Source organism: Algoriphagus winogradskyi (assembly GCF_900182815.1).
GTDB classification, from domain to species: Bacteria; Bacteroidota; Bacteroidia; order Cytophagales; family Cyclobacteriaceae; genus Algoriphagus; species Algoriphagus winogradskyi.
Genome location: NZ_FXUA01000012.1, coordinates 1 through 22,705, shown reverse-complemented (window position 1 = coordinate 22,705; position 22,705 = coordinate 1). Strand labels below are relative to the sequence as shown.

The following is a 22,705-nucleotide window of genomic DNA, read 5'->3' as shown; positions in this document are numbered from 1 at the left end:
TAATAGAGTTTTTTTAGAACTGGGCTTAACCAATTCTTACTCGCGTGGTGCAGAGGCGACTACTTGGGGCCTTTTCCTAAGATCCCAAGCAGCCTTAGCCTCCGACTTTCCTCCACACAAAATCTTAGTAGGGTTAAGATTCTCTTCGGGTTAATAACGAAGAATGGTGAGGGTAAATTCTCGTGGATTGTACTAATTAGCTTTAAAAGATGTTAAGCTTGAAGCGCCTATACTTCACCTAGGTTTGTGTCTCACAGACCTATATAATTCAGCTTAAATGGTCTATGTGACACAGACCACGGTTATGGATGCTAGCAAACCAATTTATACCCAAATCCTCGCACATTTAGGATCTGGATTTGATCGTCATGCTGAAGTTTTTTCCGAAGCTTAGTGATAAAAACATCCATGCTTCGGGCGTTGAAAAAGTCGTCCGACCCCCAGATCTGAGTAAGAATCAAACTTCTGTCTGTGATCTGATTGGCGTTTTCCAGAAGAATTTTTAGGAGCTGAGATTCTCTTGCTGTGAGGTGGCATTCTTCCTCATTTAGCTTTAAAAGTTGTTTTGTTGGATGAAATTCATATTTCCCAAGACTTAGCCAATCCGATTGATTTTTTCGTAATTGCTGGCGGTCAAGCTGAGCTTTGATCCTCACAATCAGTTCTTCCATACTGAAGGGTTTGCGCACATAATCATTTGCACCTAATCCAAATCCTTTCAACACGTCTTCGGTTTGTGATTTTGAAGTCAAAAAGATAATTGGTGTATAAGGATCAGTTTTCCTGATTTGCTCGGCAAGGGTAAAGCCATCTTTTTTTGGCATCATCACGTCGAGTACCAATACGTCTGGTTTGGAGTTTTGGTAACTGTCCCAAGCTTGCTGTCCATCGGCACACAGCGTGACTTTGAAATCCCGGCTTTCCAGACTTTCTTGGATGATCATTCCTAGCGCCATCTCGTCTTCAGCTAATAGAATTCTGACTTTACTCATGGCCAAATCGTAATAAATGAGGTGCATCTTTCAGAGGATTCCAATTCGATTTTTCCCTCATGTTTTTCAATGATTTTCTTCACATAATACAGGCCAATCCCAAATCCTTTCACGTCATGAAGATTTCCTTTAGGGATTCTGTAGAATTGTTCAAAAACTTTGTCTCTTTGATCTGAACTTATATTTCCTCCATTATCCCAGATCCTAATTCTAGTGCTAGCTCCTTGATCCAATGTGATTCTCACTTCATCTCCCCCGTATTTGAGCGCATTATCCAACAGGTTTGAAAGTACATTTTCGAAGTGAAAAGGATCAACGAGAATAGGTGTGACATGCGAAGGCAATACTAACTCTATCTCTTTTTCTGGTTCCAAGGTCTGAAATTTCTGAACCAAGGACCTTAGCACTGCAAGTGGATCGATCTGCTCTTTTTGAAGTATAAATTGATCGGAATCCAAGGTGGCAGTTTCCAGTAGTTTCTCCACCATTAAGTTCAATTTGAGCATTTGGGATTTAGATATACCCAGATACTTTTTGGTCTTTTCAGGATTGTTTTCTGGGTTGAACTGCTCGATTCCTTCGATTGCTGAAAGTGTAGTCGCAATAGGGGTTTTGAATTCATGCGTGATATTTCCTATCAGGTCTTCCTTGATTTCAGCGATTTCCTTTTGGTTTTTGATGGTTTGGTAGAGGTAGTAAAATGCTGCTGAGATAATCAACAAGAAGATAATTGACATCATAATATCAACCATCCCTCGCTTAAGGACAGTTAGAGCGGTGTTTTCAAAATACATCTCCAACTTTTGACCACGAGGTAAGAAGGTGGATTTGGAAACGGTAGAAAACGGCATTTCGGTCAGGGCAGGATAGTTGAAAGAACCTGCTATGGTGTCTTTTTCGTACTGAAGTAACCCGTAATTTATGTTGATATCCCTGCGGTCTAATTCATCCTTCACCAGTGCACTTATTTTCTCAAAATCAAGAGAATCCCGAGTAATGGAGATAATGATCTGATTTGTGAGCATTTTGAGGTTTCGGATACTGTCGGCTGCATCCAGACCTCGGAATATATTTATGTTTTGGATTTTAGTAGGGTCGATGCTATTGAGTGTGTCGAAGTGTGTTTTAAAGGTTAGATTTTTGGTAGTATCAAATTCCCCGAACCAACTTACAGCAGAAGTGTCTCCAGCTTCTATTTTTTCCAGCGCCTTAATGAGGATTTTGCTTTCCCCAATTTTCTTAAAAAAGTCATTCCCTGTACTGTCGAACTCAGCATTTTCGGTGTTGCGAAGTTTGATCGTAGTGCTCTTGTTCTCGGTGAGCGTAATCACATCTGTTTTAGCCAAATCTGCAAAATACACCTCAAGTGCATTGTCCAAGCTCAGTTGTATTTCAGTAGTTAGTTGAGTTTCGTTTAACCTGAACTGAGTGACATTTCTATAGATCTGCACCCCTATGCTCACTACTAGAGTAAGGGCAATCAAAATACCTATTCGCTTGAATTGTAGCTTTTTCACAGTGCTAAAGTAGAGGCTAGGAAATTTAGAAAATCGAATGTTAACACACGTTAACAGTGCTTAACTAAGTTGCAGAGGCAGTTTGTATTGGTTTGTAACAACAAATTTACAGCTATGAACATACGAATTCTATTTCTCGCATTTGCCCTGATGGGCTCGATCTTTACCGCCAATGCCCAAGGTTTGACAGGAAGAGCATATTATAAAACTTCCTCCAGATTTAATATTTCCATGGATAGTACCAAAATGGCTCCCGATGTCATTGCGGATCTTCAGAAGCAATTAAAAAAGCAGATGGAACGTGAATACATCCTTACTTTTTCTCAAACTGAATCCAACTGGAAGCAGGTGGAGAGTCTAGGTGCAGGCCCAGCCACCGCATCTTCGGGAGGAGCCAGCATCGTGATCAATACGGGAAATCAGGATAGACTTCTCTATAAAAATGTGGCAGAGCAAACCTACATTAAGGAAGAGGATTTGATGGGAAAGGGTTTCTTGGTTAAAGACAGCTTGAATACCTATGATTGGGAATTGACCGGTGAAAGCAAGCAGATTGGTGATTATACCTGCCAAAAAGCTACTTACTCGAGGATTGTAGAAAGTAAGACTTTTTCCATGGGGCAGGATGAGATGGAGCTAACAAAAGACACAGTAAATGTGACTGCCTGGTTTACCATGCAAATTCCCGTGAGTCATGGTCCAGATGATTTTTGGGGTTTGCCTGGGTTGATTCTTGAATTGCAAAATAGAGGGGTGACTTATATCGCTGAGCGAATAGTCTTGAATCCAACTGAAAAAGTGCAACTAGAAATCCCTAAAAAAGGACAACTGATCAGTAGTAAAGAATATCAGGCGCTTTCTGAAGAAAAGATGCAGGAGATGATGAAACGCTATTCCGGCAAGCCTGGAAACGGCAATGAAATGGTAATCAAAATCGGGAATTAATCGCTTACAAAAGTCTATCCATGTTATTTGCAAAGCGCTTTTTCGCAATAGGATTTTTTCTCCTGATTGCCTTACCTTCTTTTTCTCAAAATAAAAACCTGATCGGGCAAGTCTTGGACAGTATAAATCAGCCTATTGCCTACGCAAATGTGGTAGCTATCAATCAGAGTACGCAGAAGATCGGCGGGTTTGCGATTACTAATGGCGAGGGTCGATTTAAGATAGGGCTGCCGCCTGGTTCGGAATATTTACTTCGAGTTTCCTTTGTAGGGTATAAACAATTTGAACTGAAGATCAATGAATGGTCTGATCAGGAGCAGATAAAGGTTATTCTCAGTCAGGATGAAACTATGCTGGATCAAGTGGAGGTAGTGACTGAACTGCCCATCACGATGAAAGGAGACACGTTGACTTATAAAACTGATGCATTTACTACGGGGACGGAGCGGAAACTGAAGGATGTATTGGAAAAGCTTCCGGGATTTGAGGTAGATGATAATGGAGAAGTGAAGGTCCAAGGGAAAAAGGTAGATAAAGTAATGGTGGATGGGAAGAATTTCTTTGATGGAGATACCAAGCTTGCCACCAAAAACCTTCCGGCAAATGCTGTTGATCGTGTTCAAGTGCTGAAGAATTTCAATGAAGTAGGCCCAGTTCGTGGGTTGGATAATGACGAGACTTTGGCGCTAAATATTCAATTAAAGGATGGGAAAAAGAACTTGGTTTTTGGGGACCTGACAGCTGGGCTCGGGCCTGAGGAGCGCTATTTGGGCCATGCGAATGCTTTTTACTATTCTCCAAAAGTGAATCTCAATCTGATTGCTGATGCAAATAACGTGGGAGAATTGGCTTTCACCCTTCAGGATTACTTTAGGTTCAGTGGAGGATTGGCTGGATTGGCGGGGAAGTCAGGTTCATCACTTAGTATGAGTTCGGACGATCTGGGAATACCAATGGCACAGCGAAATAATGCTTTGGAATTAAAAACTGACTTGGCTGCTGTGAATTTGAATTACACTCCAAATAAGAGATGGCGGCATTCGGGTTTTGTGATCGGTTCGGCTTCCAAGAATAAACTGGGGTCCTCGTCTCAGCGAACGTATTTGCGAACAGATGGAAATAATGAGGAAACACTCACTTCCGCTAACACGGTTGAGAATAAGTCAGGCCTGATGAAATATGCAGTGACATTTACTCCAAAAGAGGAAACGTATGTCAAATACAGCGTTTTTGGAAAGTTAGCGGACATAGCCAATCAGAGTTTTCAGGATTCAGACTTTGGGCAGATTCGCCAGCAAATCAATAGCTACCAAAGTCGTCAGCCTTACACAGTTCAGCAGAAAGGGGAGTGGTTTCATTCACCTTCGGATAAGAGAGTTTTCTCTATGGAGGGCAATTGGGAGAAAAAATATACCAATCCTTTGTATGATTTGACTACGAATCAAAAGCCTTTCAATGGAATGTTGCCAGTGATGGATCGAGAAACTTACCGCTTTTTACAAAGACAGGATATTAAAACCCGCACCCTGGAAGGAGCTTTCAATTATTACCATATCCTAAATCCCACCAATCATATCAATTGGAGTTTAGGGTATTCATCTATTAGACAAGAGCTAGTTGGCAGTTTGGAGCAGGCAGATACAGATGATGAATTGGATTTGGGAGAGTTTGAGAATGATTCCCGCTTTGATTTTCAGGATTTGTATTTAGGAATGACCTACAAGACTAAATGGAAGTCAGTTGTCATAAGTCCTTCACTTTATCTCCACAGATACGCATGGAATGATGTGCAAATGGAAGATGAGTTACGGAATGACAAACTCCTGCTGCTTCCAGGGATGTATGCCAAATGGAGCATCAAATCTAATCGTTCGCTAACTTACCGATTCAGTAGCCAAGCGAATTTCATGGATATAGAGAAGCTCGCACAAGGGTTGGTGGTATCAGATTACAATTCGATTTTCCAAGGAAACAGACAGTTGGATAATGGCTTGTTTTACACCCAATCCTTGAATTATAACCACTTTGATTTCTTCTCTTCACTTAATTTATTCGGAAACCTGAGTTGGACAAGGAAACATCAAGATTTGGTGAATACCACCGATTTTGCAGGGATTAACAGGATCATGAGTATTCAAAATATTGATCCAGTGAATGAGTCCCTGACGGCTAGTCTTCAGGCTGATAAGCGTTTTCAGACCTTCAAAATCTCTGGGGGAGGAAACTGGAATAATTATGCTACCAATAGTTTGGTTGATCAAAACTATATCCAAAATAGTCAATTTGCACACTCATATTTTATCAAGTACACCAGTACATTTATGAAAACTGTGGAGGTGGATTTGGGATATACTTGGAATCAGAACTTTTACAATTCTACCAATGCCAAGAATACCTTTAATACACACTCACCAAAAATTGAAGTGGACTGGGACATCTGGAATGGTCTGAAATTGAATGCGGATTACACTTACAATGCTTACATGAATAAAGCTTCTGGTACCACCAGTGACTTTGATTTCTTCAATGCTTTCCTCAGCTATCAGGGTAAGTCAAGTCCTTGGGAGTTCAGGCTGACTGTTTGGAATATACTGGATACCCGATCCATTCGTAGAGATAGTTTCACCGAGAATTTGATCAGTACCTATTCTTATTTAGTTCAGCCGAGATATGGCTTGTTTACTGTGAAGTGGGATATTTAGACAGTTGTTGGGTGTTTGTTGTTGGATGACCGATGTTGGTTTTGAGATGGTTTATAAGGGTTTAATTATGAAGCAAGTGACTTCTTTGAGTAATGGCTGAAGTACCAATTCGTTAATTCCCCCTTTTTTCAAAGACGGTTAGGGGGATTTAATACACGTACACTATTCTAAAATAGAAAAGGACGGGATTTCCCGGCCTTTTGAATTGTGGTAGTTTTGTGATTACTCGCTTGCAACCAATTTCACATCTAGCTCTACATCGTCGTAGATCATTTTATCGGCTAGGTTTTCGAAGTAAGATCCTGAACGATATTTAATGTCGTAATGCGTTCGGTCAAAAGTCAATTTGCCAGTAGCTATGATTTTACCACCATTTACCACTACGGTAGCAGGAAAAGTGACAGGTTTAGTCATGTTTTTGATTGTCAAATCACCAGTGAGCTGGTAGTCTTTTCCATTAGTAGTGGTTGCTTTTGTGATTACAAACTTGGATTTATTATGCTTTTCCACTGAGAAAAAATCTTCAGATTTTAGGTGGTCAGTTAACCTTTTGTTGGACCCAGCATCAGTAATATCTTCAACTGTCAAGTTGGTCATATCCATTTCGAAAGTTCCACCGAGAATTTTACCATTTTGGTAATCAAGCGTGGCAGAAGAAATAGGCACTTTACCGTGGTGCTGTCCTGTAACTTTTTTGGCAGTCCAAGTGATTGTGCTTTCTGAAGTGTCAACAGTCGCTACTTCCGGGACTATTGAAAGTGCTGTAAATGCTAATGTGAATAGTAAAGTAAAGATTTTCATATATGGATTTGGTTTGAATGGGATAACACGTAGCACCTGCACGCAAGGTTCTGTGATCGGCTTGTTTAAGACTAATTTATTCAAAAGGCAGAATTTGCTGTTTTCCGGTAGTCTTAACCAAACTATCTGCGGGCTAGGGAAATAGGTTGTCTCATTTTCTTGAGTGTATTACTTATATTTAACTAGACGACTTCTAAAATTATACTTATGAAATATGTACTCTCTATTCTTCTCTGCCTTATGACATTATCAGCTTTTGCACAACTTCAGCCTATAAAATCTGGAGTATTTAAATGGGATGATTTTAAAGTTGTACCGAATGGTGACCGAGTGGGTAGGCCCATATTGGAAGGAGTTTCCACACATTTAGATTACCTGGAGATGCATGCAACCACCCAAAATGTAGGAGCCAAACCTAGTACAGCTCACGCAAACGAGGATATAGAAGAGATAATACTAGTCAAGGAAGGCACGATGAAGGTTACCATAGAAGGAAAGAGCACTATTCTTGGAGCTAATGGAGTGGTCTCGCTGATGCCAAAACAGATGCATTCCCTTCAAAATGTAGGAACTACCCCACTTACCTATTACATAATTCGTTATAGATCCAAGAAGAAAATGGATGTAGATAGGGGAGTAGCTTCAGGGAATTCGCTGATGATCAACGCTGATTCCCTACCTTACAAATCTACAAGTGTAGGAGGTGTTCGTTCTTATTTTGATAGGGAAACTGCTATGTGCGAAAGACTTGAAATGCATGTCACTACCTTGGATAGAAAAGTAGCGAGTCATGAACCTCATGCTCATGTAGAAACTGAGATTATCCTTATGATTTCCGGTGAAACAGCCCAAATGATCGATGGAAAAGAATACACTGCCAAAGCTGGAGATTTTTATTTCATGGAATCCCAATCTTTTCATGGTATTCGAAACATCAGTGATGAGCCGACGACTTACTTTGCGTTTAAGTGGAAGTAATTTTGCTTTGTGGAGTAAACTTGAGGGTTAAGCTTCATTTATATTGCAGCTTTATTTCCTTTTCATCTAATTCATAGAATCTTAACCAAAATAGTTAAATCGTCAACCTCCTAGATGTGGGAGCTTATCTAATAATTTATTGTAGAAAGTTTTTCCGATAGGAAGCACATCATTTCCGATTTTCAGGGAATACCTTTTCAGGGCATCTATTTTGAAAATATTTACAAAATAACTTTTGTGGACCTGGAAAAATAGACTTTTCGGGAGCTTATTGAAAATGTCTCTGGAAGTACATCTAAGCGTGTGGAGTTTACTGTTGCTATAGACATGAGTATATACTCCTTCTACTTTGATCCATTGTATATCCTTGATAAAAAGTCGCTTAAGCCATCCGCTCTCTCTGATAAAAACCTCTTTTTCATACAACTCATCGCTATCAGATTCCATAGTTGAATTGGGTTTAGATTGATTTATTAGATGAATATCCTCCAAGGAATAGGACTTTGGCTCAAATTTTAAACGTTCTAGTTTTTTATGATTTTTGGTAAGTCTCTCTAGTTCACACTCAAGAATATCTTCATTTATCGCCGTAAAAACCAGAATTGAGATCCTATGGGATCCGTTATCTAAGAGTGAATCTTCACTTTTAAAAAATGAAGAATGCCTGCTTGTCTTTCCGTTGAGAAAAGGAGACACCTTGTAGAGATGCGCTCTTTCTTCTCCCAAAAAACCTAGAGGGGTATTAAAAGTGGAATTGCAGTAATTCTTCAATAATGAAATTGAGTTTTCAATAGAATTATTGCCCGTAGGATACAAGTAGCTATTAACCATGGCCGATCCATTAAAATTGTAAGAACTCTTCTTTGGAAGATTTACGATCTAAGTGGATTAATCGGATTAGGCTAAGGCGAAATTAGTTGGAAAGTTTATTTATATTTTGAAGCAAGGTATGGTAGTAGTTGCGACCAATAGGGATTTCTATATTGTCAATTTTGACAGCATTGGAGCTGAGTGCTTCTATTTTTTCCATATTCGCTATATATGACTTGTGAACCCTAGAAAACTGATTTTCAGGAAGTTTCTTCATTAAGTCTTTGACCGTGTTTCTCAAAGTATATTGTTTCTCCTTTACAAAAATATGAGTGTAGGTTCCTTCCGCTTTGATATAGCTTATATCCGAAATCAGAATTTTTTTTAACCAGCCATTTTCTCTGATAAATAGGTCGGTATTGGTGTTTTTCTGCTGATCGGCAGATTTTTTTAGGTTGACTTTATGTCTCTCCATTGCCAATTCAATGCTGGTTACAAGGGAATTGGATGTGAATGGTTTAGTGATAAAACCATCTGGTTGAATATGATTTACTCTTTTTACTATTTCTTTACCTGAAGCGCTGGTTAGAAAAACTATGGGAAGGTCTATCGTTTGTCTTAATTCTTCAGCTAGTTCTATGCCCGTTTTATTGCCTTTTAGTTTTATATCTACCAATACTAAATCTGGTGAGTTCTCCTCAATGATCGAAAGAGCCGTTTCTGCCTGATCTAATATTTTCACAATATCATATCCTCTTAGGGATAATATCTCCTTGATATTTTCAGAAAGGTTGAAATTATCCTCAACTAGCAATACTTTAGGTTTTGTATAGAATTGGTCCATTTGTGCTCCCTTTGTTGTTTCATTACTAAAAAAATAAAAAGTAGGAGTATTTCAATACTTTTTATCTAATATATAAAAATTAAAAATATGGCTTCAGACAAATCTCAACTCACTGTCTTCGAAAATGAAGATTTACTTTTTGATTTAAAGACAGGGAGTATTCTCAAAATAAGTGATCGCTTAAAATTGCATTTTGGGGAAGAGTTTGTATGTCAGGTTCTTAACTTTAAAGATTATGAACGGATAACCAAATCTGATGAAAATGAAATACAGAAAAGAAACCTAGAATTAGCCGGAGACCAGATATTTAATTATACAATCAAGCAGAACGGTGAAAAATTTTATGTGAATGAATTGTTCTGGGTCGATCATGAAAAGCAGAGCTTACACTTGGTTATTAATTTTCATAACAGACAGAATATTTTTGAATTGTCCTATGACACTATCATGGAGTCTTTAGAAAAAACGGAGAAGCCTGCGATAGTATTTGATATTGGTTTGAAACGTGTCATCGCGGTAAATTCCACCTTAAAACTTCTATTGCTCCAACCTTTTTCAGAATTAGCATCGGGATTTGTGATCAGTGATTTTTTTGTGAATAAAGAGCAGTATGAATGCATAATTGATTGGATTAAAAATGGGACGACTTCTTCTTCTGTCTTTGAGTCACATCTCTACTTGGAAAAAAAGGAAGGAACTTGGTATGAAATGACTTTATACAAGACTTCTCCTGATGATGAAGTTTATATATTCTGTTCTCTCAAAAGTATTTCAGTCCAGAAAGCCACAGAGAAACAACTTCAAAGGACGAATGAACTCCTTTCTAGAGTTGTTGAGGTACAGAGTCATTTTTTATCAAAGCCGGTAGGAGCCAATCCTTATGACCTGTTGTTAAGTAATATTCTGAGCGTAATTGATGCAAAGCTTGGGTTTGTAGGTAAAGTAGACCTAGACACGAAGGGAGCACAGGTGTTAAAAATCCATGCAGCAACAGATATTTCAGGAAATGGACCAGAAGCTTATCAACTCTACCATAAATATGTAAAAGACGATTTCTTATTCAGACATTTTGATAACCTTTTTGGAGCTTGCATAGTTGAATCCAAAATTATTTTGGAAAATAATCCGCCCGCCAATCCTCATACTAAGGGGAAAAAAATTCCAGGTCACCCAACCATGGAGAATTTTTTAGGAGTTCCAATATTTAAAGGGAAGGAAGTAATTGGATTAATTGGACTTGGGAATAAAAAGGGAGGTTTTACAGATCAGGATATAACTGATTTGAAGCCATTTATTTCTACGTATTCGGTTATAATTGACGCATTTAAAACGGAGCAGGATAAAATCAAATTTGAGAAGAATTCTCAGGTGGGAGCTCAAATCTTGGCCACCGTAGCAGATCACAGTCCTGATGTGATTGTTGTATTGAACAATTTATCTGAGTTTGAATTTATTTCGCCTTCTGTGTCACAATTTTTTGATAAAGGGACCAGGGAGGAGGAGATGCACAGGAAAATCAGGGTTCTTTTGAAAAAGACTCTAACTCCAGAATTTAAAATTTCGGATGGAAGATATAGATCAAGATTGAAGTTGTACTTCAAGGACGAGGGTGAATATTGGGTAGAATCAAATTTGAATATTCTTAATGAGAACAATAATCAAAAGATTATCGCAGTGATTAGAGATGTTTCTTCTCAAATGAATTTTGAACAGAGGCTAATCGAATCGCTGCGGAAAGAGAGGCAATTCAATTCCTTTGTGTCTGATTTCATGAATATTGTTTCTCATGAATTTAAAACACCGTTAGCTACCATAATTTCAAGTATGGAGCTATCAAAAATTTACTTGGAGAATTTGGCTGATATTCCGGGTGCTGCTAAGCTTCAAACTCATCATAGGAAAATAGAGGTTGAACTTGATAATCTTCATAAATTGATCTCTAATTCTCTTGATTATGAGCGATTTGTAAATAATAGTCCCGCATTGAAAAAGGAAGAGGTGGAATTCGTTTCTTTTGTCCAAGAGGCCTTGGCAAAGCACGATTACCTGGGGAAAGTAGATTTTATCTCTGAGGTTGAAAATGGAGTGAGAATGGAATGGGATAATTTTTTGATGCATACCAGCCTTATCAATTTGGTAAATAATGCATTGAAATATGGCGGAGTGTCAAAGAAACCGATTGTGCGCTTGTTTCAACAGGATAGGATGAATGGAATAGAAGTGAAGGATTTTGGGATAGGAATCCTGGAGGAAGAGCTACCCTATGTATTCACTCCCTTTTTTAGAGGGTCAAATGTAAATGGAGTAGAGGGAACAGGCTTCGGATTAGTCGCAGTTAAGAATTTCGTAGAGATGCATAAAGGTGAGATTAAAATCTACTCAAAACCTGGAAAGGGTACTACTGTAAGACTGCTTTTTGGTATTTAGAATATTTGAATATCCCTTTTTAGAAGATTTTGGTTTTTGTTGTTATCAAACGGTGGATTATTGAAATCTAAAATGCTTAATATGTTATTAAATTATTTATTTTAATTTTTATTTGTAATAAGTTCATGGATAAACGAATTTTAAATATATTTTTTTGTCTCCTGATTTTTTTATTTAACCAGAATGTCGAGGTAATAAGTTGCCTTTTTTAAAAATTGCATAAAGTATATAGATTCCTTCTTGAAGATTTTATTCTAAATGGAAGGTCGTCAGTTAAATATCTGTTTAAAAGTATTTATTGCTCTTATTATCTCTGCGGTACTTGTCTGCCGATCAACTTATGCAAGGACAGAATATGCAACCACGGCAACTTCTATAATCGGAAATAAAACTACTCCATGTGGTGGAATATTTCCGAGTTGCGTACCCACTATATTAAATCGAACTAACGCGCAAAGTGATAATGGTTTATATGCACGTATGTTATCGAGTCCAGGAGCATTATTGGGAGTGGGATCTTATAAGTCAAAAATTCAATTAAAATTTGATTCTACCGTTCCGGCAAATACTATTACCTATATCCGAATTGATGCAGATCAAAGCTTACTACAGTCTCTCCTAGGGGGTAGTCTTGGAGATTTGCTTTCAGGAGTATTAAGTGTGGTTTTATTAGGGGAACAAGAGATAATAATTGAAGCGAGATCGTCTTCAGGCTCAGTAATGGCTGAGAATTCAAGTTTGCTTGGGTTTAATAACGACCTTGTGTGGCTTGTAAATGATGAATTTGGAAATAGCTATTTGGCAATTAGGCCTGATACAGCCTACGATAGAATTTTGATCACAAATCAGTCCAGTTCACTTCTAGGAGGCAATACAGAATACACATTAGACGTCTACCATGCATTTTATTTTGATTCAGATTTATGTGATCCCCAACCCACTTTTACAAGCTTCGACGGTAGTGGAATAACCCTAGACGCAGCTGGGTTAAATCCTTTGGTAGAATCCTTAAGCCTCGCAATTGATGATGATTTGGAAACTACCTTTTCAGAGATATCATTGGGTGTTGTGGGTTTGGCGGGTACTATGGAGCAGAAAATCTACTTCAATTCCCCTGTACAACCTGGCAATGAAGTTTTGATAAGTATGGCTACCGGTCAGTCTTTACTTGATTTAGGGCTTTTGAATTACGTTGAATTAGTCGCTTATTCCAATGGGGTAGAGGTATCTACCGTCTCTGCGGCTAGTCTCTTGGAATTGGATGTATTAGGTTTATTGGCATCAGATGAATTTTTTCAATTCCCCATTAGTGCTGGTACGAGCACAATAGATGCAGTCGGTATCCGAATGGCATCATTGGTGGATTTGGGTGCTCTTACCGGTAGCCTACAGATCAGTGGGGCAACTGTCAAACCTATTCGACCGGTAATTGATACACTTCCTGAGGAAGGATTCTATGAAATCTGCTATGGACAAACAGTAACTGTGACCCCCGATAATGCTGCAGGAGGGGATTTGAATTGGTATAGATTAGAATCTAATAATGATGAGACCGCAATAGGAATAGCAGATGCATATACAACTCCTATTGACCTTGCTCCAGGAGACCACGAATTTTTAGTAAAGTCAAATGGACTATCCTGTGCTGGCGAGAGTGAGCCATCTCGATTCAAAATCAAGGTAAAACCTGTTCCAACCCCAGCAAACTACAGTATTGAGCCTTCAGGTGAGCTAGGAATTGATGAAGATGGAAAGTATACCTATTTGGAAGGGGTAAATCCAATGACTCTAAAACCCTCGATTAAAGATCTGCCAACTGATGGTTTTTTCGAATGGTACGTGGATGAAGATATGGCTATACAGATTACAGATGGCTTTGTGATAGATGATGTACTGTTCGAATTGGATGGTGCAGATCTAACCATGACAGGGCTTAAGTTTAGAGATGAAACTGATCCATACAAATTTTATTTGAATTGGATTCCTAATGAAGGATGCATCTCAGATGAGCCTATGGAACTGGATCTGAGTTCAATCGCAAGAATTTTGAATGTTTCTCTTGAGCGTTTCGATGCCAATTTAACATCAATAGGTGAGGTTGATTTGTCTTGGGAATTCTCAAAACAACCTGAAAATAAAAAGGTAATCATTCAAAGAGCCGGTTCAAATCTAGATTTCAGAGAAATCTGGGCGAAAAACTTGAGTGAGGAAGTTTCCAATAGGTATTTGGATGAAACCCCTTTAAAAGGAGAAAGCTATTATAGACTGGTTTTGATAAATGAAAATAGTGAGATAGAATTCACTTCTGACTTGCGCCGTGTTTACAATGCCCATGGCCTTTCAAATGCCTATCAGGTGTATCCTAATCAGTTTGAAAATCAATTCACTATAGGAACTAGCTACAGCGAGAGTAAAGAGATTTCCTATCAATTGTATTCCGGAAAAGGATCAATTCTTAGAGCTGGAAAAGCAAGAGTAAGTAGGCAAAATACTCTACGGATCAGTAATTTGGAATCTCACCCGCCTGGTGAATATTTTTTGATCATTATCGACTCGAGTAATAAACACGCAATTCATTTAATTAAAAATTAATGTCGGATCTAATCCTGATTTGATAGCTGTGCCTTATAGAAGGAAAATATATGCTATATGTTTAGCTATTGAACCATGTTGTTTTTCCTTTTTCTTGGAGTTATTGTCTTTTTGATAACAGAAAATTGCAATTAAATAACAGAATGGCAGTATGCCTTTTAGAGTCGATATATAATTTCTAATTTTTGTAAAGTTGAAATTATTACTGCTTAAATATTCTCTATGAAGTACAGCTACTGTTATTTTATTATCCTAGTTTTTAAAAGTGCTTTATCCCTGATGTTAGATGTAATGACATCTAATATTAAGGGGTTAATAAAGAGTTACATACAGTTTTTATGCTGTTCATTTTTTAATTGTTTGGATCGTTTATTATGCTCTTTTAGTGCAGTTGATAATTTTTTTCAACCAGCTTTTTCAATTTCGGGTATTGTGCTCAATAATGTCCTTTATAATCAACCCAATCTATTATTTCAATCGAAAAATTTTAAAACTACAACATATGAAAACTCTCTTTAAATATAATAGTCTGAAATTGAGAGGTATAAGCGCCATACTTAGGTATGGTGTTGCTTTTTTTATATACTCATTAATTGCTGTATGTTTTTTGGCAGAGGCCTACGCTCAAACAAAGCAATTTCCCACCATAGCCACTGAAATCAGTGATGATGATCGGAGCTGTGGTTTGTTTTGTCTTGAGTCTACAGTTCAAGATAAAAATAATGCGTTAAGTGATGATAATCAGTTCGCTAGATTGTATGGCAGCCCAGGGTTCTTAGCGGGTTTAGGTGCATATGAAGGAAGTTTGGAGTTACAATTCCCTTCCACTCTCCCAGCCGAAACTTGGTCTTACGTGAGAATAGGAGCAGATGAAAGTTTGTTACAGGCGCTTCTGGGAGGTAGTCTGGGCGAATTGCTAAGTGATGTCCTGGGGTCGGTATTATTGGGTAATCAAGAAATAGAAATCCAAGCAAGGACATCAGGTGGAGCCGTGTTATCCAGAACCAGCACGCAGGGCTTTAATACAGACAGAGTAAGGCTAGTTCAAGATGAGACCGGTGATTATTTTTTGGCGATTAAGCCAGGTGCAGCATATGATAGAATTAGATTGACCAATAGGTCAACGGCTCTGGCAGGTCTAGGCTCTGAATACACCCTTGACGTTTATAATGCATTTTATCTGGATGGAGCAGATGCCTGTGGCGAGTTCAGATTTACTTCTTTCGATGGAGAAGGAATCTCTCTTGATTTGTTGGGTGCTGGAGTCGATAATGCAGAAAATGCGATTGATTCAGACCTGAACTCGTATTCCGAAATCAGCATAGGCACCTTAGGTGTGGGAGCATCCATGTTCCAGTCAGTTTATTACAAAACTCCATCTGCGCCGGAAGACTATTTTAAGGTGAAATTGGGTGTTGCCAATGCAGGTGTTTTGACAGCCGATTTAATTGGTGGAATAGAAGTACGTGCTTATAACGGATCTAATTTAGTCTTTATCCAAAAGCTATCCGGAGGATTGATCAATGGATTGGATGTGCTTGGTCTGCTTCAAAGTGGAAGTACAGTTACCCTTCCTTTTGGTCCAGGAGTAGCTTTTGACAGAGTTACGGTAGGATACACCTCCGTTGTTTCCTTAAATGCCCTTTCCAATTCTCCAATCAGATTATATGATGTGCAGCGTTTCGGGGCTGCCTGTCCAGATCCTGATCCGATTCCTTTGCCTACCGCAACAGAGCCAATGCTCAGCAATAGCAGCTGTGATGCTACGGTATTGGCTTTTGAAAATGCCAATTTCCCACTCAATACTGTTGATGGAAATAACGATACCTATACTACCCTCAGCGCCAGTTCCGGTATTGCATTGGGAGTGGGAGATTATGAGGGATTTGTAGAGTTGGGATTTGATTCCCGGGCTGCAGGTACCTCTTCGTATGTGAGAATAGATTTTGACGAGGAAGTATTGTTAGGCTTACTTGATGGAACTGCCGGAGAGCTTCTGGGCGGAGTAGTAGACAATGTTCTTTTTGGCAGTCACTACTTCACGGTAGAGGTTAAGAATAACGGATCGCAGGTTTTTGAAAGCTCAAGTAACAATGGTTTTTTCAATCAACCAGTCAAAATAGTTCAGGATAAGAACAACCATTACTATGTAGAAGTAACTCCTGAGAGTGCTTATACCAGTATAAGAATTACAGAATCACTGGGTGCAATTGCAGGGCTGGGTGAAGTGCGGAGCATGAATGTTTATCATGTGTGTACTTCAACAGGTTTTGAGCCATGTGAGCAGGCATTTGCTACGTATTCGGAATCGGAAGGTATCAGCCTGGATCTTCTTGGATTAGGAGCAGCAGGGGTAGTTGATGCAGGATTTGCTATTGACGGTGATCCGGCAACTGCTTCAGAGGTAAGTATTGGAGCAGCAGGACTTGGATCCAGCGTTTACCAGTTTGTGAATTTCCATTCTTCATCAGCTCCTGAAGATCACTTCAGAGTGAAACTGGCGATGGAAGGTGGAAATCTGTTGACCGCAGAAATTTTAGGAAGCATAGTTATCAAAGCTTTTGATGGAGATACAGAAGTGTACTCTCAGGGTCTTCGGGATGGCTTGATATCAGGATTGGATTTATTGGGATTACTCCAAAGCGGAGGAACAATTAATCTTCCTTTTGGCCCAGGGTTGTCTTTTGATAGAGTGGCTGTAGGGATCGAATCTGTGGTGAGTGCCAATGTGATTCAGAATCCAGTGAAAATTTTCAGCATAGAAAGATTCAGTGCAGCATGTCCAGATCCAGAGCTGACTGCGCCACCTGAGACTATTCCACCATTTAACACTTCAGATTGTGCTGCCGAAGTAGTGGACTGGGCAAATACCAATTTCCCACTCAATGCAGTGGATGGGAACAATGATTCCTATGCGGTATTATCTGCAAGTACAGGTACGGCATTGGGACTAGGGGCCTATAGTAGCCATATCGAGTTGAGGTATGCTGCTCCAGTAGCCGCGGGCGAAACATCCTATGTTCGGATAGAATTTGAAAATGACGAGTTGAATGCCTTGTTAGGTGGAAGTTTAGGTTCAGATTTGGCGGATCTATTGGGGTCAGTGGCACTTGGTGATCACTACTTCACCGTCACACCAAAAACTGCCGGAGGAACGGATATTTATACAGCTAGTAGCGCCACAGGTTTTGGTAATCAGGATGTTCGCGTAGTTCAGGATGAATCAGGCAGATTCTACATCGCCTTTACTGCAGATCAAGCCTATCAATCAGTAAGAATTGACCACTACTTAGCTGCACTAATTGGATTGGATAACACGGCTACCATGCACGTCTTCAGCATGTGTAGAGAGACGGAATTTGATCTATGTGAACAAGCTACTTTTACTGATTTTGACGGTTCTGGTATTGCTGTTGATCTATTGGATATCACAAAAGGAGGCGTGTTTAACCCTCAAAATGCCATTGACGGAAACAGTTCAAATTATTCCACAATCAATCTTGGAATTGCTGGAATAGGGGCAACTGTCTATCAAAACATTTATTTCAAAACAAAATCTCAGAACACGGACGCGCTACGAATCAGAGTGCAACTTGACGAACCGGGAATTTTGAATTTGGATCTTGCAGGTTCATACCGTTTGATTCTTTACAATGGCAACGATGAAGTTTACAATGAATCACTTCAGGATGCCTTGATAAATAACCTGGATCTATTGGGGCTTCTTAATTCAGGCGGAATTCAGGAGCTTTTGATCGAACCGGGAGTGGTGTATGATCGGGTGAGTTTTGGGCTTCAGTCCATTGCCGCAATAAATACCAGTGCACCGATCAGATTGTATGGAATCAGCCGGATTTCCGACGGATGTCCAGATCCTGATGTGGCTGATCCTCCATATTTAAGCCCAGTCTGTGCAGAGGAATTGATTGATGCGTCTTTTGCAGATAATCTTGCCAATCTTTTTGACGGAAACTTTAACAGTTTCGCTACCATCAATTCCAGCGGAGGCGCATTATTAACCGGAATTGGAGCATACTCCGGGCATGTAACTCTTGGATACGGAGACGGTGTAGTAGTACCGGCAGGTACTACATCATACATGAGAATAGATACTGATGCAAGCTTACTGGATGCGCTACTTGGTGGTAGTGTAGGCGGAATATTGAGCGATTTGTTGAATACAGTTGTCCTTGGAGATCATTACTTCACAGTTTCTGCAAATGACACGGGCGGGACGCCACTTTTCACTGCAAGCAGTGATAATAGTTTTGCCGGATTTAATGATCAGGTGAAAATCGTTCAGGATGCACTTGGAAGATACTATTTGGCTATTACGCCAAATGCAGCTTACAATAGCATAACTGTGGAAGATCATACTGCCGGAGGATTGTTCGGTGAAGACAACAGTATCAATATCTATGGTCTTTGCTACGATACAGGTGCGGAAGCTTGTGCAACAGGATTTACTACATCTTTTGATGGTTCTGGGATTACGGTTGATGCAGGCTCGATTGGTAGCTATGGAGTTACCAATGCGGAACGCGCTCTTGATAATAATAACAATGACGATTATTCCGAAATCAGCTTAGGCACCCTAGGAGTAGCCGGTTCTATCCAGCAGAACATACAGTTTAGACAGACGATTCCTGCAGGAGGGGCATTTAAAATCAAACTTGGAGTTGGGGCTGGTGTATTGGATGCAGATGTCTTTGGAAGAATCGATGTAGTTGGATACTTAGATGGGGTAGAGGTTTATGATGAGACTCTGGAAAATGCAGTTCTAGGGAATGTGAATCTGGTTGATTTATTCAACAACGGAGCCAATGAAGAAATCCGTATTTCCCCAGGTGTGGCTGTTGATGAAGTAGCAATTCGCTTAAGATCATTGGTTTCAGTCACTGCTGTACCGAACGTTCGCTTGTATTATATTCTTCAGGATTGTGAAACTCCTGATTTCCAGGCTTGGGAAAGCTATGTCATAGATGGAGATCCTTCATTGACTTCAGTTTCAGGTGGTGAAACAATAGTGTATACTATCCATGTGAGAAATACAGGGACTGTTCCTATGACAGATTACCTGATTACTGATGCTATTCCTGCTAATACTACTTATGTAAGTGGTGGTGTTGAAAATGGGGGCGTTGTTTCATTCGATGCGATTGACATCGCTCCAGGAGAAACAGTCACAGTAAGTTTCACTGTATTGGTGGATGAAAATCTGACCGATGTAGAATTTGTTTCCAATGTAGCCCTGGTTAAATCCCTTCCGGAAGATCCTGGAGTTGAAACATATCCGGCATTGGACAATGAAAACCCAACCGATCCGGATGAGAGTGGAGATACTGGAACAGATATTCCGGTTGACGCTATTTTCTCAGCAGAACTCTGGAAAGCAGTTACAGTAGATGGCGATGCCAATGTCACAGCCGTAAGCGGTAGCGAGACCTTGAACTATACCATATTTATTAGAAATACCGGAAATCAAGACTTGACAGATTTGTCAATTTCAGATGCACTACCAACTGGAATTACGTACGTTTCCGGAGGTGCTTTAGTGGGAAATGAGGTTAACTTCTCATTGCCTGGATTGGCAGTAGGAGCTACTTCCACTGTAGGTTCATTCACTGCAACAGTAGATGCTGACCTTACTGGAATAGATGAAATCATCAATATTGCAGTTGCCAATTCCGCAGATTTACCAGCTCCAATTGAATCCTATCCTCCGCTAGACAACAGCAGTCCTACCGAACCGGATACGGCAGCTGATCCTGGGACAGTGTTGGATGTTACGCCTGTTCATGCGGTTGATTTTGATAAAATTGGTTTGAGTAATAATGCTGATTCTGATGGGAAGGCTATTGTAGGGGATATCATTACTTATACTTTGACAGTCACAAACACTGGCAATAAGTTACTTACTGATATCTCAGTTGTAGATCAGATCCCGGCAAATACAACAGTAGTTGATAACGGTGGGGGAACTGCAGGTACTGGAACTCTGACTTTTGATATTGCTTCCTTGGCGGTTGGCGCCATGCAGGAGTTTACTTTTACCGTTCAAGTAGATGCTGTAACAGGTTCAGATCCAATCGTAAATAATGCAGAGGCATTTTATACAGATGAAGTTGGCGGAAATGCATCAGAGACAGCTCAGCATTCCATGCCAACTGATTGTATGGTGATAGATGCCGGTGATATTACCCTGACAGCTGATCAAAGTGCAATCTGTGTTGGAGAATCCACCATTTTGCATGCGAGCCTAAACGGAATCAGTATTCCAAATCCTGAATTCAGATGGTATCTGGATGCAAGTTTGACAGGAGCGTATTTCGCAGGAGCTGATTATGAAGTGAGTCCTACAGCCTCGACCACTTATTATGTGATGGTGGTAGCAGAAGGTTATTGTTTCAGCACACCTGCTGCAACTACCTCAATCACCGTAAACGAGCTTCCAGATGTGCCATCTACAAGTTCTGATATTACGATTTCAGAAGGATTTGGAACTGTGCTTACCGCTTCCATTGATCCTATGCCAGCAGATGTGGAAATTGTTTGGTATGCAGAAGGTGGAGCAGAATTAGCAACAGGAGATTCGTACAATACTGGAATACTTTCAGCTGGAGTCTATACTTATTATGCCGGAACCAGGAATACAGTTACAGGTTGTTTGTCAATTGACACTACGGCTGTAACAGTTACTGTTGATCCAGTGACGACAGATGGAGAGTGTACGGTAGCGAATGCGCAGAATAACGGTACATATGCCATTTGTGTACTATGTAGCGTAGAAAATCCTGGTAATGCGGTTGATGGTGACATTAATACATATTCAAGATTTGTAGCACCGGTTGCAGTTACGGGAGGAGTTTGGCAGGAACTGATTTTCAACCAGACCGGCGCAGCTGGGGATACAATTGTGATTACTTTGGGAACAGGTGGGTCTTTGCTTGACCTTGGTGTATTAAGTGGACTTTCTTTTGAATCCTATAATGGTGCTGCTGCAAATGGGGATGGTGGAGTAGTTGATAATAATTTGGTTAGTTTATCTCTGCTTGGAGGTAATAGCAAAGGAGAAGTGAGATTTGTAGCAAGTGGATCATTTGATCGGGTTAGAATTGACTATAGACCATTGCTTGGAGCCTTAGAAAGTGGATGGAGGATTTATCAGGCAGAAATCAATTATCCTGGTCCAACTGCTGTTACAGAAAATGAGGAAGTATGTGTTGGAGAAACTGCCACACTTTCAGCAACACCTGCAGCAGGTACTACCTTAAGATGGTATGATGCAGAGACAGCAGGAACCCTGTTGGCTTCCGGAAATAGTTATACCACTCCGGCATTGACCCCGGCAGGATACAAGACTTACTTCATTGCTGTTGTACGCGGTGGATGTGAGGATCCTATAAGAATTCCTGTAGAAGTAAAGGTCAATCCAGGCGCAACAGCCACGGATATTCAGGCAATGGGCGACACGATCTGTGAAGGAAATAGCTTCACGCTTTCTGCTACCAGCAGCACGGTGACCAATCCAATATTCAGATTCTACACCAGTCAGGATCTGACCACTGAGATCACGGATCTGACTGTTAGCCCTGCGACCACGACGACTTATTATGTGACTGTTTCAGGTGATGGGGTTTGTGAAAACGCTCCAGGCGATGCAGCGGAAGTTACGGTGACTGTCAATCCAAGTGCAACAGCCACGGATATTCAGGCAATGGGCGACACGATCTGTGAAGGAGATAGCTTCACGCTATCTGCTAGCAGTAGCACGGTTACCAATCCTGTATTCAGATTCTACACCAGTCAGGATCTGACCACTGAGATCACGGACCTGACTGTCAGCCCTGCGACTACGACGACTTATTATGTAACCGTTTCAGGTGATGGAGTCTGTGAAAACGCTCCAGGCGATGCAGCGGAAGTTACGGTGACTGTTAATCCAAGTGCAACAGCCACGGATATTCAGGCAATGGGCGACACGATCTGCGAAGGAGATAGCTTCACGCTATCTGCTACCAGCAGCACGGTGACCAATCCTGTATTCAGATTCTACACCAGTCAGGATCTGACCACTGAGATCACGGATCTGACTGT

At 40.1% G+C, this 22,705-nt stretch carries 11 protein-coding genes; 6 read left to right on the top strand and 5 right to left on the bottom strand.

Annotation, left to right across the window (positions count from 1 at the left end; all coding sequences use genetic code 11):
- Nucleotides 1–311 precede the first annotated feature (311 nt).
- Together QOL76_RS20710 and QOL76_RS20705 are read right to left on the bottom strand one after the other, a co-directional pair.
- Nucleotides 312–1,019 carry a response regulator transcription factor gene (locus QOL76_RS20710; protein ID WP_283414872.1) on the bottom strand — a complete coding sequence of 236 codons (708 nt, stop codon included), beginning with the start codon at nucleotides 1,017–1,019 and terminating at the stop codon, nucleotides 312–314.
- Complete coding sequence (locus QOL76_RS20705) at nucleotides 989–2,509, bottom strand: sensor histidine kinase (RefSeq protein ID WP_283414871.1); 1,521 nt, start codon at nucleotides 2,507–2,509, stop codon at nucleotides 989–991. The genes QOL76_RS20710 and QOL76_RS20705 overlap by 31 nt, the downstream gene beginning before the upstream one ends.
- 114 nt (nucleotides 2,510–2,623) lie before the next feature.
- Between QOL76_RS20705 and QOL76_RS20700 the strand changes: the two genes are divergently transcribed.
- Together QOL76_RS20700 and QOL76_RS20695 are read left to right on the top strand one after the other, a co-directional pair.
- Entirely contained in the window at nucleotides 2,624–3,454 is an 831-nt protein-coding gene (locus tag QOL76_RS20700) for a GLPGLI family protein (protein ID WP_283414870.1), read from the top strand.
- A 20-nt stretch (nucleotides 3,455–3,474) separates the two neighbouring features.
- Nucleotides 3,475–6,156 (top strand): TonB-dependent receptor, encoded by a 2,682-nt coding sequence (locus tag QOL76_RS20695; RefSeq protein ID WP_283414869.1) that lies wholly within the window; start codon nucleotides 3,475–3,477, stop codon nucleotides 6,154–6,156.
- 222 nt (nucleotides 6,157–6,378) lie between these two features.
- Here the strand turns inward: QOL76_RS20695 and QOL76_RS20690 are convergent, their stop codons facing one another.
- Nucleotides 6,379–6,957, bottom strand: coding sequence for a YceI family protein (locus QOL76_RS20690; RefSeq protein ID WP_283414868.1), 579 nt, complete (start codon nucleotides 6,955–6,957; stop codon nucleotides 6,379–6,381).
- Between the two features lie 207 nt (nucleotides 6,958–7,164).
- Between QOL76_RS20690 and QOL76_RS20685 the strand changes: the two genes are divergently transcribed.
- On the top strand, nucleotides 7,165–7,935 hold the full coding sequence (locus tag QOL76_RS20685) for a cupin domain-containing protein (protein ID WP_283414867.1): 771 nt from the start codon (nucleotides 7,165–7,167) through the stop codon (nucleotides 7,933–7,935).
- A gap of 102 nt (nucleotides 7,936–8,037) precedes the next feature.
- Here the strand turns inward: QOL76_RS20685 and QOL76_RS20680 are convergent, their stop codons facing one another.
- Both QOL76_RS20680 and QOL76_RS20675 read right to left on the bottom strand, forming a co-directional pair.
- Nucleotides 8,038–8,382, bottom strand: coding sequence for a LytR/AlgR family response regulator transcription factor (locus tag QOL76_RS20680; protein ID WP_283414866.1), 345 nt, complete (start codon nucleotides 8,380–8,382; stop codon nucleotides 8,038–8,040).
- Between the two features lie 466 nt (nucleotides 8,383–8,848).
- Nucleotides 8,849–9,589 carry a LytR/AlgR family response regulator transcription factor gene (locus tag QOL76_RS20675; protein WP_283414865.1) on the bottom strand — a complete coding sequence of 247 codons (741 nt, stop codon included), beginning with the start codon at nucleotides 9,587–9,589 and terminating at the stop codon, nucleotides 8,849–8,851.
- An 87-nt stretch (nucleotides 9,590–9,676) separates the two neighbouring features.
- On the opposite strand from QOL76_RS20675, the gene QOL76_RS20670 reads away from it, so the two are divergent.
- The 3 genes from QOL76_RS20670 to QOL76_RS20660 all read left to right on the top strand — a co-directional run.
- Nucleotides 9,677–12,016 (top strand): sensor histidine kinase, encoded by a 2,340-nt coding sequence (locus QOL76_RS20670; protein WP_283414864.1) that lies wholly within the window; start codon nucleotides 9,677–9,679, stop codon nucleotides 12,014–12,016.
- 480 nt (nucleotides 12,017–12,496) lie between these two features.
- Nucleotides 12,497–14,608: a T9SS type A sorting domain-containing protein gene (locus QOL76_RS20665; protein ID WP_283414863.1), complete on the top strand. Its 2,112-nt coding sequence runs from the start codon at nucleotides 12,497–12,499 to the stop codon at nucleotides 14,606–14,608.
- Between the two features lie 502 nt (nucleotides 14,609–15,110).
- Nucleotides 15,111–22,705 (top strand): Ig-like domain-containing protein (locus QOL76_RS20660; RefSeq protein WP_430383841.1); only part of this gene is annotated, 7,595 nt, incomplete at its 3' end.